Consider the following 14,693-nt stretch of genomic DNA (forward strand, 5'->3'; position numbering starts at 1 on the left):
CGGTTCCCGCTATTTCACGATCCGCTCGGCCTCGTCGATCGTGCCGCCGCCGATTTCGCGGTCCTCGGTATAACGAATCCGCACCGGGCCCTTCAGCTTCGCGGCGAGCTCGCCGGGTACGCGCAGCGATACGTTGCGCTTGGCCACTTCGGGGTAGACCGCGATACCGCGCGCGACGAGCAGGGGCTCCGCGACCCCCGGCCGTGTCACTTCGATATCGCCATAGACCGAACGATTGCCCGTACGCGCCAGGTCGAAGTTGAAGGCCGGGCCGTCGGGCGTCTCGCCGACCCACGCCTCACCAATCGAGGCTTCGGCGCCGAGGTCGCCGACGCGGACGATCACCGGGATGGTGATGCCGTAAATCGGGGTCAGCGCGATCGACACGCCTTCGCCCGCGGGCTTGGCCGCGGCGGCTGGCGCCGCGGCGGCCGCATCGGGCACCGCGCGAAACAGCATATGCGCGCGATACTCGCCCTGCGGCGTTCCTTCGGGAACGCGCACGCCGACGCGGATCACCTGCGGCTGGTTTGGCGGCAGGGTAACGCGACGCGGGCTGAACGCGATCATGTCGAGCGCGGCCCGCTCGGCCGGGTTGGCCTCGTCCTCGGCGATCTCGTCGAGCCCGCCTTCGGCGGTCATCCGCTTGATCTCGAGACTGATGCGATAGGTTGCCGGTTCGGAGCCGATATTGTTCAGCACAACCTCGGTGCCACGTGACCCGTCGAGGATGACGCGCGTCGGCGCCACCAACAGGTCGCCCGCGGCATGGACGGGAGCAGCGGCGACGCCCAGCGCAACCGCGGTAAACAGGCCGAAGCCCTTCACAAAACGCAACATGGATACGATCCCCACAATCGTTTCGGGATACGGCCCCACACCGTCCCGATGGTCGCATCCTGCCTGCGCCAACATGGTTGATATTTCGCTAACCATCGGCGCCGCCCGTACAAAAAGAAGGCCGCCAGACGATCGTCCGGCGGCCTCCCTTCGTTCGGCCGGCGAGCGCAGCGCCCGCCGTCCCCCCTCAATTACTGGTAATTGGCGGTGACGTTGAACGTCCCCGAATAGTCGCCCGATGCCTGGTTGGCGCCAACGTTCAGCGTGCCGCCGACCTGGAAGCTGCCGCCCGTGGCGCCGAGCGTGATCGTCGCCGACGAATAGGTCAGCGACGACGTCATCGTGCCGCCGAGCGACCCGTTGAGCGTCACGCTCGAATCGCCGCCGACGACGACCACCGCGCCGTCGGTGCCGGCGACGTCGAAGTTCGCCGCCGTGGCGGTGCCGGTGCAGGTCAACGAACCGCCGCAGGTGCGCGTGCCGCCGGTCGACACCGCGACGGTCGAAGCGGTCGCGCCGCTGATGATCGTCGCATATTGCAGGTCGCTGGTATTGGTGAGCGTGATCTGGCGCAGGATCTTGGCCTTCGCCGTGCCCGTGGCCGACGCCGCATGCGCCGCCGAGGCGTTCATGGCGAGGGCAGCAATCGCGGCGCCAACGATGGCGCGCTTCATTCCAAATTTGCGCATAAGTTTTGGTCCCTTGAAACAGTCGAAATTCGAATGGATATCCCACCCCATTCGCCGACCCGTTTAGAGGACGACCCGTTCAGCTTTTGCCAGCAAGCATGGTTAACGGCGCGGTAGCAATTGACGCACCCAAACCGAGATAATCGTTGTAAATCAAAAACTTGATTCCATGTCGAGTGGGCTTGGGCGACCGTTTATCCCGCCTCGGCGGCCCGGGCTGGCACAATATGAGTAGGTGCCCCGCCGATTCGCCCAACTGGACATGGCGCGCGAATCGCTGCTCCTGCGCCGGGGGGAAGGCAAGGCCTTTTCGGGCGTCGTCGGTCCGACGCGAGGGATCAGATCGCTTCGCCCGATAGCCGCTGGCAAATCATGTCGAGCTGGTCGAGCGACGCGAATTTCAGCGTCAACGACCCCTTGCCCTCGCCGGCATATTGAATGCCGACGCCGATACCGAGCAGCTCGGACAGATGGCGTTCGACCGCGACGATATCGGGGTCGCGATTGCCGTCCATGCTCTTATATTCGAGCGGCGCCTGACGCGGTGCGGCCCCGCCCTTGCCGGCGCGCACCAGCGCCTCGACCGCGCGTACCGACAGGCCTTCCTTCGCGACGCGGCGTGCGATCGCTTCGGCGTCGTCGGCGCCGATCAGCGCGCGCGCATGGCCCATCGCCAGCGACCCGTCGCCGACGAGCGCCTGCACGCTGTCGGGCAGGTCGAGCAGGCGCATCAAATTCGCGACATGGCTGCGCGACTTGCCCACCAGCTTCGCCAGCGCCTCCTGGTTGTGGCCGAAATCCTCGATCAGGCGGCGATAGGCACTTGCCTCTTCGATCGCGTTGAGGTCCTGCCGCTGGATATTCTCGACCAGCGCGATCTCATAGGTCGCGGCATCGTCAAGCTCGCGCACGAGCGCGGGGATCTGGTGCAACCCCGCGCGCTGCGCCGCGCGCCACCGCCGTTCGCCAGCGACAAGCTGGAAACCCTCACCATCCGGCGACCGGCGCACGATGATCGGCTGCAACAGTCCGCGCAGGGCAATCGAATCGGCGAGTTCGGCGATCGCCGTCTCGTCGAAATGGCGCCGCGGCTGGCCGGGGAGCGGGCGGATCGACCCGACGGCGACATGCTGAACGGCGTCGCCCGCCACCGGGGCAGCCTTGGCGGCGCCGCCCGGCGTTGCGAGCACCGGCGCCTCGACCGCGACATCGCCGAACAGCGCGTTTAGCCCGCGACCCAGCCCCGACGGCCGCTTGCGCGCCGGCGTTGGTCCATTTTCATCTTTACTATCAGTCATTTATGCTGCCTTGCGGATTTCGGGGAGCCGATCGATCAGCTCGCGCGCAAGGGCGATATAGGCCGCAGACCCGGCGCAGCGATGATCGTAGATCAGCGCCGGCAGCCCGTGGCTGGGCGCCTCGGACAAGCGGACATTGCGCGGGATCACCGTTTCGAACACCACCGGTCCCAACACTTCGCGCACATCGTCCGAGACCTGGTCGGTCAGACGGTTGCGGCGGTCGAACATCGTCAGCGCCACGCCGAGGATCGACAATTTCTGGTTGAAACGCTCGCGCACGCGCTCGACCGTGGTCAGCAGCTGGCTGAGCCCCTCGAGCGCGAAAAATTCGCATTGCAACGGCACGATCAACGATTCGGCCGCGATCAGCGCGTTGAGCGTCAACATGCCGAGCGAAGGCGGACAGTCGATCAGGCAAATGTCCCACTGCCCCGCCTCGGCGCCCGAGAGGGCCTGTTGGAGCCGGTGCAACCGGTCCTGAAATTCGATGAGTTCGATTTCGGCGCCTGACAGATCGACCGTCGCGCTGACGATGTCGAGCCGAGGTACGGCGGTCGGAATCGCGCATTCGGCGACCGTCGCGTCGCCGCGCAGCAATTCGTAGCTCGAAAGTTCGCGTTGCGACTGCTTGATCCCCAGCCCTGTCGAAGCGTTGCCCTGCGGATCGAGGTCGATGATCAGCGTGCGCCAACCCGTCGCCGCGAGCGCGGTCGCCAGATTGATCGCGGTCGTCGTCTTGCCGACCCCACCCTTCTGGTTCGCCACGGCAATGCGGATCATCGCTTTCCTCGCTGTTTTTCCGCAATTTTCCCGGTGCCGACCAAAATTTGGCTCTCGGCGTCGGTGCGGCTCTGTTCCACGTGGAACATTCTCTGCCATGGCTGGGGCAGCAAAGCCAGTTCCTTAACCGCGTTTCGGCCTTTTGGCAGCAGCCAGTGCGTCGATTCGGTGGAAAAACGGGCGGATAAGTCGACGAGCTTGTCGAGCGGGGCAAAGGCGCGAGCACTGATCGTGGCCGCGGGCCGCGTTTCGACGCGCTCGAGCGGCGCCTCGGCGACCTCGACATGCTTGAGATCCAGTTCAGCGGCGACCACGCGCAAGAAATCGCACCGCCGTTTGCGCGATTCGACGAGCAGCATCGGCCGCTCCGACAAGATCGCGACAACCAGCCCTGGCAACCCCGGCCCGCTCCCCAGGTCGATCCAGAGCCCCCTTCCCTCACCCGCATCGAGCGCCAGCAACTGCGCGCTGTCGGCGATGTGCCGCACCCAGATCGTCGGAATCGTCGACGCCGCGATCAGATTCTGTTGCGCATTCTCGGTAACGAGCATTTGAGCGAATCGATCGAGCCGCGCCCATTGCGCCGCGGTCGGCGAAAGCTCATTCGCGATCCAGGCCCGCGCCTCATCTTCGCTCATCAGAATCACGCTGCCTGTATTCACCAGCTACCCGCCCACCTTTCGTCATTCCCGCTGAAGCGGGAATCCAGCCACTCTTCGCGCCCTAGCGCCTTTGCATGCGGCAGTGAAAGTCCTCATGCCCAAAGGAGACGGGAAGCACCTCCCCGTCACCCCGGATTTGCTCCGGGGCCCATGACTTCGGCGCTACAACGGATCCCGGATCAAGTCGAACAAGTCACCTGTCGCGTTCGAGGATGGCAATGAGAGTGAAACGACAGGGAACGCCCATTGTGCACCCCGGCGAAAGCCGGGGCCCAATTGCGCGCCGGATGAGCGCGCTTTCGTCCGGGGACCAATCAAGCGACTACTCTCGACCGATTTTTGACGTTCGCTAATCGAACGCCGGGCCGACATATTCCACCATTCCGGTCGCAGGCTCGAAGCGCATGATCACGGCTTCAGGCATGTTCTCCATCGTCAGCAGGACTGGCTTGGTCGTGGCCTCTCCCAGCAGCCTGAAGAAGTCGACAAGCGTGGCAAAAAACTCGGGTTTCATCTCTCGCGGGTCCAGATCGAACTCAACCTCGTCTTCAGTAAAGAAGTGGCAGTTCAAGGTGGTCATGCCCATTGGAACATGCAGCTCAAAACCCACATCACTAGTCTGCCTACGGAACAATCTTGAAATGTCAGTGGGCGGGTCAACTGCCTCGCCGGCCATGCGATATTCCAGCCCGGGAACGTGGGTCGTCAACACGTTGATGACGGCTTGCCAATCAGCAATCGTGGTGTTGCGAATGTTGATGTCTCTGAGCGCGCCATCTGGCTCAAAGCCAGTTGAAACCAATTCCCAGTCCATGCCTCGTTATGGCTCGGAAAGGGCGGGCGAGCAAGGTCCGCTCCCACCCCCTAACTAACGCTCTCCCACGGCACCCGAAAGCTCAAGCCGCGCGCCGCCGGCTATGCACCATGATCGCGGTGAGCGCCGCCGGCGTCACCCCGTCGATCCGGCCCGCCTGCCCCAGAGTTTCGGGGCGTGCCTTGGTCAGCCGCTCGACCATCTCGCGCGACAGTCCGCCGATCGCGGCATAGTCGAGCCCCTGATCGAGCAGAATCGCCTCATTTGCAGCGAGCGACCGCAGTTCGGCGTCCTGCCGCGCAATATAGGGCGCATAATGCGCGTCCTCGGCGACTTCGGACAGGATCACTGGATCGATCGATGCCAGCTCGGGCGCGAGCAAAGCGAGCCGCGCCATCGACATATCGGGATAGCGCAGCAGGTCGATCCGCTTGCGCGCGGTTCCGTCGCCGGGCAGCGCCAGTCCGATCGCCACATAGTCGGCGGTCGCCACCGGCGCATCGAGCAGCGCTTCAGCCCTCACCCGCTCGGCCTGCCGCCCGGCAAACAACGCCGCGGTCGCCGGACGCACCAGTCCGAGCGCGATCCCCTTGGGCGTCAGCCGCGTCGCGGCATTATCCGCACGCAGCCGCAGCCGATACTCTGCGCGCGCGGTGAGCATCCGGTACGGCTCGGTCACGCCCTGCAGCACCAGATCGTCGACCATAACCCCGATGTAGGATTCGGACCGGTCAAGGATCAGCGGTTCGCGACCCTGTGCCGCAAGCGCGGCATTGGCGCCCGCAACAAGTCCCTGCGCCGCGGCCTCTTCATATCCCGTCGTGCCGTTGATCTGCCCCGCGCACCACAGCCCGGCCAAGCCACGCACCTGCAGCGTCCGGTCGAGCGCGCGCGGGTCGATATGGTCATATTCGACCGCATAGCCCGGCACGACCATCTCGACCGTTTCGAGCCCCTCCATCGTGCGCAGCATCGCGAGTTGGACGTCGGCGGGCAGCGAGGTCGAAATGCCGTTCGGATAAACAAGATGCGTATCGAGACCTTCGGGCTCAAGAAACACCTGATGCCCGTCGCGATCAGCAAAGCGGTGGATCTTGTCCTCGATCGACGGGCAATAGCGCGGCCCCGCCGCACCGATCGCGCCCGTGAACAAGGGCGAGCGGTCGAGGTTCGCCGCAATGATCGCGTGGCTTTCGGCGTTAGTCCGCGTGATCGCGCAGAAAATCTGCGGCACCATGCGGTCGCTGTTCCACGTGGAACAGGTCCAGCTCGCCCCCTCGGCGCTGTCCGACGCCTGTTCGGCGAGCCGCGCCCAATCGATCGTGCGGCCGTCGAGCCGCGGCGGCGTGCCCGTCTTGAGTCGTGCCATCGGCAGGTCGGCGGCGCGGAGCTGCTGCGCCAGCCGATGCGCGCCGGCTTCGCCGATGCGCCCGCCTTCCATACGTTCCTCGCCGCGGAACAGCTTGCCGCCAAGGAAGGTCCCCGTCGCGAGCACGACCGCGCGCGCGGTGAGCGCCGTTCCGTCGGCGAGCTCGAGCCCCGCGACGCGCCCATTCCCCGACAACCGCAGCGCCGCCGCTTCGCCCGCAACGACGGTGATCGTCTCCTCGGCGGCAAGAAAATTCTGGATCGCAGCGCGATACAATTTCCGGTCGGCCTGGATGCGCGGTCCCTGCACCGCCGCGCCCTTTGACGCGTTGAGCATTCGATAATGGATCGCGGCGCTGTCGGCGGCGCGCGCCATCCACCCGTCAAGCGCGTCGACTTCGCGCATTAGATGGCCCTTGCCGAGCCCGCCGATCGCCGGGTTGCACGACATTGTCCCGATCAGCGCGGGATCGAAACTGACGAGCCCGACGCGCGCGCCGAGCCGCGCCGCAGCCGCGGCGGCCTCGGTCCCGGCGTGCCCGCCGCCGACAACGATGACATCGAAAATCGCGCTATCTTGCATGATGGCGGCGCGCATAGCGTAAAGCGCGCCTCGAATCCACCGCCCCGCGACCGATGCGATGTTTCACGTGGAACATCATTTCCCGATGCAGAAACGACCGAACAGCGCGTCGAGCATCTCCTCGACCCCCGCGCGCCCGGTGATGCGGTCGAGCGCCGTAGCGGAGAGCCTAAGTCTTTCTGCAAGAAGGATTAAATCTCTAGCCTCGCGCGAATCAGCTTCTACCGTAAGCCATAGCTTCGCTTCGGCGAGTGCAGCGCGCTGGCGCTGACGCAGCGCGGCCTCGCCCTCGCGCGGCAACAGCGTCCGTGCCATCTCGACGATCATCCGGTGCAGCCTGTCCATCCCCTCGCCCGTCATCGCCGACAGGGTGAGGTCGCATCGTGCGGCATCGGCTTCGGCCGCCGCATCGCCTTTCCAGCGGTCGGCCTGCGCCGCGATCAGGATCGCGCGCGGGTGATTGGGCACCGCTTTCGGCGGGCCCAGCCATAGCAGGATGTCCGCGGCCTCGACCGCCGCCTTCGCGCGGTCGATACCGATCGTTTCGATCGCATCGGCACCTTCCGCCCTGATCCCCGCCGTGTCCGAAAAGCGCATCGCGATTCCGTCCAGCGCCAAGGGGGTTTCGATCACATCGCGCGTCGTTCCTTCGATCGGCGACACGATCGCCAGCTCGCGCTGCGCCAAGGCATTGATCAAAGTCGATTTTCCGGCGTTGGGCGGCCCCGCGATCACCACCGACAGCCCCTCGGCGATCACCTCCGCCGCCGGCCGTGCCAGCCAAAGACCGAGCTCCTCGGCCAGCCCACGCATCCCCGCAATTAACCGCTGCACGGCACCTTCGACAACTTCGACATCATCCTCATCGGCAAAATTCAGTTCGGCCTCCGCCCCCGCCATCAGTTCGAGCAGCCGCTCCTGCCATCCCGCCACCGTGCGCGACACATGCCCGCTCGCCATACCGAGTGCCTGCACGCGCTGGCTTTCGGTCTCCGCCGCGAGCAGGTCGGCCAATCCCTCGGCCTCGGCAAGGTCGATCCGTTCATTCTCGAACGCCCGGCGCGTAAATTCGCCCGGCTCGGCGCGCCGCAATCCGTCGATTGTCGCCAGTGCCGCCTCGACCGCAGCGACCACCGCACGACCGCCGTGCAGATGCAGTTCGGCGAGATCCTCGCCCGTCGCCGTCGCGGGTCCGGGAAACCACAGCAGCAATGAGCGATCGAGCGGCGCGCCTGCGGCGTCCTTCAACAGGGCGAGCGAGGCTCGGCGCGCCGGCGGCAGGCGGCCCGCCAGCGCCGTCAATGCGGCCCCCGCCATCGGCCCGCTCACGCGCACGACAGCAATCGCCGCCGGCGGCCTGCCGCTCGAAAGCGCAAAAATCGTATCCTTTACAGAAGTTTGACTCAGGTTTTGCGTCCCTTGCCGGGCTTATCGTCATCGGTCGCGTCCGCCGATTTGGCCGCGCCACCCATCAGCCCGCCGCCGAACTGGCCGAGCAGCGATTGGACGAGTTCAAGCCCGCTGCCTCCCATCGGCACCCAGGTTTTGACCATCGACTGCACCATGTCGGGGGTAATCCCCTTTGCCATCAGCTCCTTGACACGATCAAGGTAGATGTCGTGCAACGGTTCGAGGTCGGGAAGCCCGAACAGGCGCCGCGCCTCCTCGGGGGTGCAATCGATCTCGATATTGAACTTCATCGCCTGTCTCCGCCCCGAAAATGCCGGTTAGCCGCTTGAGCCCTGCTCATTGCCCCGCTAGCTTCGCGCTTTCACAGCAAAGAAGCAAGAGACAGGAGAGCTCCCCACATGGCCGCGACCAACACCGACATCCCGAAGCTCGACGGCGCCGGTACGCTCCCCGCCTATGTCGCGCGTCCCGATGCCGACAGCATGCGTGCGATCATCGTTATTCCCGAGATATTCGGCGTGAACGAAGGCATCCGCAAGAAATGCGACGACTGGGCGGCCGAGGGCTATCTTGCGATCGCCCCCGACATCTTCTGGCGTTTCGCGCCCGGGGTCGAACTCAATCCCGATGTCGAAGCCGAATTGCAGGAAGCCTTCGGCTATTTCGGCCAATATGATGCCGACGACGGGGTCAAGGATATCGAGGCGGCAATCCGCTGGCTTCACGCGCAAGGCGCCGGCAAGGTCGGGGCGGTCGGCTTCTGCCTCGGCGGCCGTCTCGCCTATATGACCGCGGCGCGGACCGACATCGACGCGTCGGTCGGCTATTATGGCGTCATGATCGACCAGATGCTGGGCGAAAGCCACGCGATCGCGCGGCCGCTGATGCTCCACATCCCGACCGAGGACCATCTTGTCGACCACGAGGCGCAGAAGAAAATCCATGAAGGGCTCGATCCGCATCCGAAAGTGACGCTCCACGACTATCAGGGGCTCGACCATGGTTTTGCCGCGACGATGGGCAACCGGCGCGACGAGGACGGCGCGCAGCTCGCCGACAGCCGTACGCGCGCCTTTTTCGCCGAGCATCTCGCATGAGCGCAAATATCGGTCTCGCCGCCTGGCACGCCTATATGGCGGGCGGCGGCGATCCGCAGGCGTTGCGCGACCTGCTCGCCGAGGATGCGGTTTTCCATTCGCCCGTCGTCCACACGCCGCAGGCGGGGCGCGACAAGGTCTTCGCCTATCTCCACGCAGCGAGTCATGTCCTCGGGGGGGACGATTTCCGATATCTGCGCGAAATCGTCGATGGCGATCAGGCCGTGCTCGAGTTCCAGAGCAGCCTCGACGACATCCAGATCAACGGCGTCGACATCATTCGCTGGAACGAAGACGGAAAAATAAGTGATTTCAAGGTGATGGTCAGGCCGCTAAAGGCGATCAACAAGGTGTGGGAAAAAATGGCCGAAATGCTCACGGCGCAGTCTGCCAGCTAGATCAGGCTCAGTCCGGCGAGTTCGCGATATAGCTCGGGCGGCAGGTCGCCGACACCGTCCGCATCGTCGATGCCCTTTGGCGCGTCGGCGTCGATCAGGTAACGCCATCCCTGATGCGCGCGTTTCGGCTGCGGGTGCACCCGCTCCAGCGATGCAACGCACACGATATCGACGCGCCCGTCGCTGCGATCGTCGAAGCGCAGGATTTCGACGCGCGCGACGAGCGTATGCTTGACGATGAAATGCAGCTTGCCGCCGATCAGCTCATCGGCACGCTTCGGCTTAAAGCGCGTCGTGAACCGGATTTCGCCATCTTGCGCATAGTTGGCGATCCGCGCCTCAAGCGCCGGATAATCGGAACAGCCGACGGCAACGCGAGTCATGTGGAGCTGGGACATGGCAGCGAGATGGGAAGCTAACACGAAAAAGCCAGCCCCTTCCGGAGCTGGCCTCTTCATTTCACGCCGAAAAAGCTTCAGCCGAACAGCGTCCCGACGCCGACGCTCGGGTCGATCCAGCCTTCGTAGATCATCTTGACCGCAACATAGACGATCACCGCGAGACCAAGATAGGCGATCCAGCGGTAACGTTCGATATATTTGGCGATGATGTTCGCCGCGACGCCCATCAGCGCAACGGCAAAGATCAGGCCGACGATCAGGATGCCAGGGTGTTCGCGCGCCGCACCCGCGACCGCGAGCACATTGTCGAGGCTCATGCTGACATCGGCGACTGCAACCGCCCATGCGGCGCCGGCAAAGCTTTTTGCCGGTTTCAGGCCCGAATGCTCGTCGCCCGCAATCTCAGGCGACCCTTGTGATTGACCCGCGTGGCGCAGCTCGCGCCACATTTTCCATGCCACCCAGATCAGCAGCAGCCCGCCGACGAAGATCAGCCCGACGATCTGCATCAGCTGCGTCACGACGAGCGCAAAGGCGATGCGAAGCACCAGCGCGGCCAACACGCCGATCAGAATGACCTTCTTGCGCTGATCGGCGGGCAGCCCAGCGGCGAGCGCGCCGACGACGATCGCATTGTCGCCCGCCAGGACGAGGTCGATCATCAACACCTGCAGGAAGGCGGCGAAGGCGGCGGGCTCGGTAATGTTCGAGAAATCCTTGACGATCGCGTCCCACATTCCCGCAGGACCGCCGAAACCGCCGGCATGCGCAGCGGCCTGAGTCAGAAATTCCAAAATCACAGCGGCTCTCCGAAATAGCTGACCTCTGGCATAGGGTCATAAAAGTGATGCAGCAATGCCCGCCACTGCTTGTAGCGGTCCGATTGCCGGAAGCCGTCGCGGTGATCCGCGACCGACCTCCACCTCACCAAAAGCAGATAGGCCTGTCCGGTTGCCACAGGGCGACGAATTTCGAGAGAAATAAAGCCCGGCGACGCTTCGATCAGCGGTTTTGCTTTGGCTATGGCCGCCTCGAACGCTTCCTCACTGCCCTCCCTGACGGGCAGCAACGCGTGTTCGATGACGGCCATGATCCAGGCTTACTGGTTCATGCTGTCGAAGAAATCCTCGTTGGTCTTCGAATCCTTGATCTTGTCCAGCAGGAATTCCATCGCGTCGACGGTGCCCATCTGCATCAGGATGCGGCGCAGTACCCACATCTTCGAAAGCTTGTCCTTCTCGACGAGCAATTCTTCCTTGCGGGTGCCCGACTTGCCGACGTCGAGCGACGGGAAGATGCGCTTGTCGGCGACCTTGCGATCGAGGACGATTTCCGAGTTACCCGTGCCCTTGAATTCTTCGAAGATCACTTCGTCCATTCGGCTACCGGTATCGATCAGCGCGGTCGCGATGATCGACAGCGAGCCGCCTTCCTCGATGTTGCGCGCAGCGCCAAAGAAGCGCTTCGGGCGCTGGAGCGCGTTGGCGTCGACACCGCCGGTCAGCACCTTGCCCGAGCTCGGCACGACGGTGTTGTAAGCGCGGCCGAGACGCGTGATCGAGTCGAGCAGGATGACGACATCCTTCTTGTGCTCGACGAGGCGCTTCGCCTTTTCGATCACCATTTCCGCGACCTGGACGTGGCGCGTCGCGGGTTCGTCGAAGGTCGAGGATACGACCTCGCCCTTCACGCTGCGCTGCATGTCGGTGACTTCCTCGGGCCGTTCGTCGACGAGGAGGACGATCAGGTAGACCTCGGGATGATTGTCGGTGATCGCCTTGGCGATATTCTGCAGCAGCACCGTCTTGCCCGTGCGCGGCGGCGCGACGATCAGCGCGCGCTGGCCCTTGCCCTGCGGGCTGACGAGGTCGATCACCCGCGCCGACTTGTCCTTGACGGTCGGGTCGACGGTGTCGAGCGACAGTTTCTGGTTCGGATAGAGCGGGGTGAGGTTATCGAAATTGACGCGATGGCGCACCGCTTCGGGATCGTCGAAATTGACCTTGATCAGCTTGGTCAGCGCGAAATAGCGTTCGCCATCCTTCGGCGCGCGAATCTCGCCCTCGACGGTGTCACCGGTGCGCAGGCCATATTTGCGGACCTGGTTCGGCGAGACGTAGATGTCGTCGGGACCGGCGAGATAATTGGCGTCGGACGAGCGCAGGAAACCGAACGAGTCCGGGAGAACCTCGATCGTTCCCGATCCGATGATTTCCTCGCCCTCTTCGGCGAGCTCCTTCAGGATTGAGAACATCAGGTCCTGCTTGCGCAGCGTCGATGCACCCTCGACACCCAGTTCTTCTGCCATTTCGACAAGCTGGGCGGGGGCTTTGGTTTTAAGTTCTTTGAGATGCATGGATGGATTCCAGATAGGTATTCGGGAGAAATTAAGACATAATCATATGCACCGCCGGGGTGCCTATCCGGTCGTGGGACGACCGTTTCGATAGCATCGGCGCGGGGGACGCGCCGCCCGCACGGAGCGGGATTGACCGGCCCCTATAACCGGGCCGGGTGCAAGTCAATCGGGCTGCGCCGGACAACCAAGATTTAGGGTCGGACGACGACGAGGATGACGATGATCGCCGCGGCGATGCCGGGAACCTCGTTGAGCAGGCGCAGCTGCTTTTCGCTCAGCGGCCGCTCGCCCCTCTTGAGCTTCTTGAAATAGCTGATCATCCAGCCGTGATAGCCCGACAGTGCGATCACGAGCAGCAATTTGGCGATGAACCAGCCCTCGCGCCAATAATCACCGTTGAAGGCGAGCATCAGCCCGAAAATCCAGACGATGACCAGCGACGGGTTCAGGATGATCCGCCGCAGCCGGTCCTCGCGCTCGATCCATTTCCTGTCCTCTTCGGATCCGACGGGCGCTTGGTGATGATAGACGAAGAAGCGCGGCATCATGAACAGCCCGGCCATCAGGAAAATCACGAAAATGATATGCGCCGCTTTGACCCAAAGCATCGTCGCCCCCAAAAAACCTGCCAGTTCCATAGATTATCCGCCGCGAACGCGTTTGATGAGATGTTCGACATGCGCGATCGGCGTGTCGGGCACGATGCCATGGCCGAGATTGAAGATATGGGGACGCGACGGGAAAGCCGCAAGGATGCGGTCGATCGCCGTGTCGAGCGCGGCGCCGCCAGCGACGAGCGCGAGCGGGTCGAGATTGCCCTGCACGGGCAGATGTGACGGCAGGATCGCGTCGGCCCAGGCTGGATCGACCGTCTCGTCGAGCCCGATCGCGTCTACGGCGGTTTCATCGGCATAGGCGCGCAGCTTGCCGCCCGCTCCCTTCGGAAAGCCGATTATCGGCGTGTCGGGATGGAGCGTGCGCAAGCGGCGCACGATCTCGGCGTTGGGCGCGATCACCCATTGCTCATATTGGGCGGGAGACAGGCTGCCCGCCCAGCTGTCGAACAATTGGACGGCATCGACGCCATTTTCGATCTGGCCCGACAAATAGGTGACACTCAAATCGACGATCGCATCGATGATCGCCTGGAACGCGGTCGGATCGCCGAACGCCATGCGCCGCGCCGCGGCCTGATCCTTCGACCCCTGCCCCGCCACCATATAGGTCGCGACGGTCCAAGGGCTGCCCGCGAAGCCAAGGAACGTCGTCTCGCGCGGCAAGGCTGCGGCAACGCGCGAGACCGTCGCATAAACTGGATCGAGCCGCTGCGGCGCCGCGTCGAGCGACGTCAAGGCGCTGTCGACCAGCGGCGGTGCGAGCCGCGGGCCTTCACCGGCTTCGAACCACAGATTCTGACCAAGCGCGTGCGGAATCACGAGGATGTCGGAAAAGAGGATCGACCCGTCGAAACCGAAGCGTCGGATCGGCTGCAACGTCACCTCGGCCGCCGCTTCGGGATCGTAGCAGAGTTCGAGAAAACCGCCCTTGGTTTCGCGAAGGGCTCGATATTCGGGCAGATAACGTCCCGCCTGACGCATCAGCCAGAGGGGCGGACGCTCCTGTCGCACCCCGCGCAGCACTGCCAGCAAGCTTTTCGGTGACGCCTTCACGCGGCCCTTCTTTCTCTCTTCACAATATAATACTTAATAAGATTGTGGTGGTTTGTTGGTCGGCGGACAATCGTGGCTTTAGGGCCGGGCGTCCCTTTTGCCAACAGCTTGACTCCTGGACGGGCAGGAGTTGCAGCGGAGTCGTCTCCGGCTTTCCTCCTTATTCACAGCCTGTGGATAAGATTCATCCCATGTGGATAAGCGGTGGCGCGGAATCGACGCGTCCGGGGATGATTCCTGCGTGCCGAATTTGTCCCTGCGCTTATGCCTAAACTTATCCACAGGGCCGCTGAACGCTTCCTGACTTGCCTTTTTCGGGGC

General features: G+C 63.9%; 17 protein-coding genes. 2 read left to right on the plus strand and 15 right to left on the minus strand.

What is annotated here, in order from left to right; genetic code table 11:
- Nucleotides 1-9 precede the first annotated feature (9 nt).
- The 9 genes from ATE71_RS16100 to ATE71_RS16140 form a co-directional block, all read right to left on the minus strand.
- Complete coding sequence (locus tag ATE71_RS16100) at nt 10-840, minus strand: molecular chaperone (RefSeq protein ID WP_058804362.1); 831 nt, start codon at nt 838-840, stop codon at nt 10-12.
- A 191-nt stretch (nt 841-1,031) separates the two neighbouring features.
- On the minus strand, nt 1,032-1,514 hold the full coding sequence (locus ATE71_RS16105) for a DUF4402 domain-containing protein (protein ID WP_235588044.1): 483 nt from the start codon (nt 1,512-1,514) through the stop codon (nt 1,032-1,034).
- A 353-nt stretch (nt 1,515-1,867) separates the two neighbouring features.
- Nucleotides 1,868-2,827 carry a ParB/RepB/Spo0J family partition protein gene (locus ATE71_RS16110; RefSeq protein WP_058804336.1) on the minus strand — a complete coding sequence of 320 codons (960 nt, stop codon included), beginning with the start codon at nt 2,825-2,827 and terminating at the stop codon, nt 1,868-1,870.
- Nucleotides 2,828-3,610, minus strand: a complete 783-nt coding sequence (locus ATE71_RS16115; RefSeq protein ID WP_058804337.1) for a ParA family protein — start codon at nt 3,608-3,610, stop codon at nt 2,828-2,830.
- On the minus strand, nt 3,607-4,248 hold the full coding sequence (gene rsmG, locus ATE71_RS16120; RefSeq protein ID WP_058804363.1) for a 16S rRNA (guanine(527)-N(7))-methyltransferase RsmG: 642 nt from the start codon (nt 4,246-4,248) through the stop codon (nt 3,607-3,609). The genes ATE71_RS16115 and rsmG overlap by 4 nt, the downstream gene beginning before the upstream one ends.
- Nucleotides 4,249-4,621: 373 nt before the next feature.
- Nucleotides 4,622-5,086 carry a hypothetical protein gene (locus tag ATE71_RS16125; protein WP_058804338.1) on the minus strand — a complete coding sequence of 155 codons (465 nt, stop codon included), beginning with the start codon at nt 5,084-5,086 and terminating at the stop codon, nt 4,622-4,624.
- Between the two features lie 82 nt (nt 5,087-5,168).
- Nucleotides 5,169-7,037: a tRNA uridine-5-carboxymethylaminomethyl(34) synthesis enzyme MnmG gene (mnmG, locus tag ATE71_RS16130; RefSeq protein ID WP_058804364.1), complete on the minus strand. Its 1,869-nt coding sequence runs from the start codon at nt 7,035-7,037 to the stop codon at nt 5,169-5,171.
- A gap of 75 nt (nt 7,038-7,112) precedes the next feature.
- On the minus strand, nt 7,113-8,417 hold the full coding sequence (mnmE, locus tag ATE71_RS16135) for a tRNA uridine-5-carboxymethylaminomethyl(34) synthesis GTPase MnmE (RefSeq protein ID WP_268801435.1): 1,305 nt from the start codon (nt 8,415-8,417) through the stop codon (nt 7,113-7,115).
- Between the two features lie 23 nt (nt 8,418-8,440).
- Nucleotides 8,441-8,737: a DUF6489 family protein gene (locus ATE71_RS16140; protein ID WP_058804340.1), complete on the minus strand. Its 297-nt coding sequence runs from the start codon at nt 8,735-8,737 to the stop codon at nt 8,441-8,443.
- Between the two features lie 108 nt (nt 8,738-8,845).
- On the opposite strand from ATE71_RS16140, the gene ATE71_RS16145 reads away from it, so the two are divergent.
- Both ATE71_RS16145 and ATE71_RS16150 read left to right on the plus strand, forming a co-directional pair.
- Nucleotides 8,846-9,544, plus strand: coding sequence for a dienelactone hydrolase family protein (locus tag ATE71_RS16145; RefSeq protein WP_058804341.1), 699 nt, complete (start codon nt 8,846-8,848; stop codon nt 9,542-9,544).
- Nucleotides 9,541-9,942 carry a nuclear transport factor 2 family protein gene (locus ATE71_RS16150; RefSeq protein WP_058804342.1) on the plus strand — a complete coding sequence of 134 codons (402 nt, stop codon included), beginning with the start codon at nt 9,541-9,543 and terminating at the stop codon, nt 9,940-9,942. The genes ATE71_RS16145 and ATE71_RS16150 overlap by 4 nt, the downstream gene beginning before the upstream one ends.
- Here ATE71_RS16150 and ATE71_RS16155 read toward each other — a convergent pair.
- The 6 genes from ATE71_RS16155 to hemE all read right to left on the minus strand — a co-directional run bounded on the left by ATE71_RS16155 (nt 9,939) and on the right by hemE (nt 14,372).
- On the minus strand, nt 9,939-10,325 hold the full coding sequence (locus ATE71_RS16155) for a DUF1489 domain-containing protein (RefSeq protein WP_235588046.1): 387 nt from the start codon (nt 10,323-10,325) through the stop codon (nt 9,939-9,941). The genes ATE71_RS16150 and ATE71_RS16155 overlap by 4 nt on opposite strands.
- 92 nt (nt 10,326-10,417) lie before the next feature.
- Nucleotides 10,418-11,080: a TerC family protein gene (locus ATE71_RS16160; protein ID WP_414893030.1), complete on the minus strand. Its 663-nt coding sequence runs from the start codon at nt 11,078-11,080 to the stop codon at nt 10,418-10,420.
- Nucleotides 11,081-11,139: 59 nt separating this feature from the next.
- Nucleotides 11,140-11,433 carry an antibiotic biosynthesis monooxygenase family protein gene (locus ATE71_RS16165; protein WP_058804344.1) on the minus strand — a complete coding sequence of 98 codons (294 nt, stop codon included), beginning with the start codon at nt 11,431-11,433 and terminating at the stop codon, nt 11,140-11,142.
- A 9-nt stretch (nt 11,434-11,442) separates the two neighbouring features.
- Nucleotides 11,443-12,699 carry a transcription termination factor Rho gene (gene rho, locus ATE71_RS16170; protein ID WP_058804345.1) on the minus strand — a complete coding sequence of 419 codons (1,257 nt, stop codon included), beginning with the start codon at nt 12,697-12,699 and terminating at the stop codon, nt 11,443-11,445.
- A 194-nt stretch (nt 12,700-12,893) separates the two neighbouring features.
- On the minus strand, nt 12,894-13,310 hold the full coding sequence (locus ATE71_RS16175; protein WP_414893028.1) for a CopD family protein: 417 nt from the start codon (nt 13,308-13,310) through the stop codon (nt 12,894-12,896).
- Nucleotides 13,311-13,343: 33 nt separating this feature from the next.
- Complete coding sequence (gene hemE, locus ATE71_RS16180; protein ID WP_058804347.1) at nt 13,344-14,372, minus strand: uroporphyrinogen decarboxylase; 1,029 nt, start codon at nt 14,370-14,372, stop codon at nt 13,344-13,346.
- Between the last annotated feature and the right edge of the window lie 321 nt (nt 14,373-14,693).

Source organism: Sphingopyxis sp. H115 (assembly GCF_001468465.1).
Classification (GTDB): Bacteria; Pseudomonadota; Alphaproteobacteria; order Sphingomonadales; family Sphingomonadaceae; genus Sphingopyxis.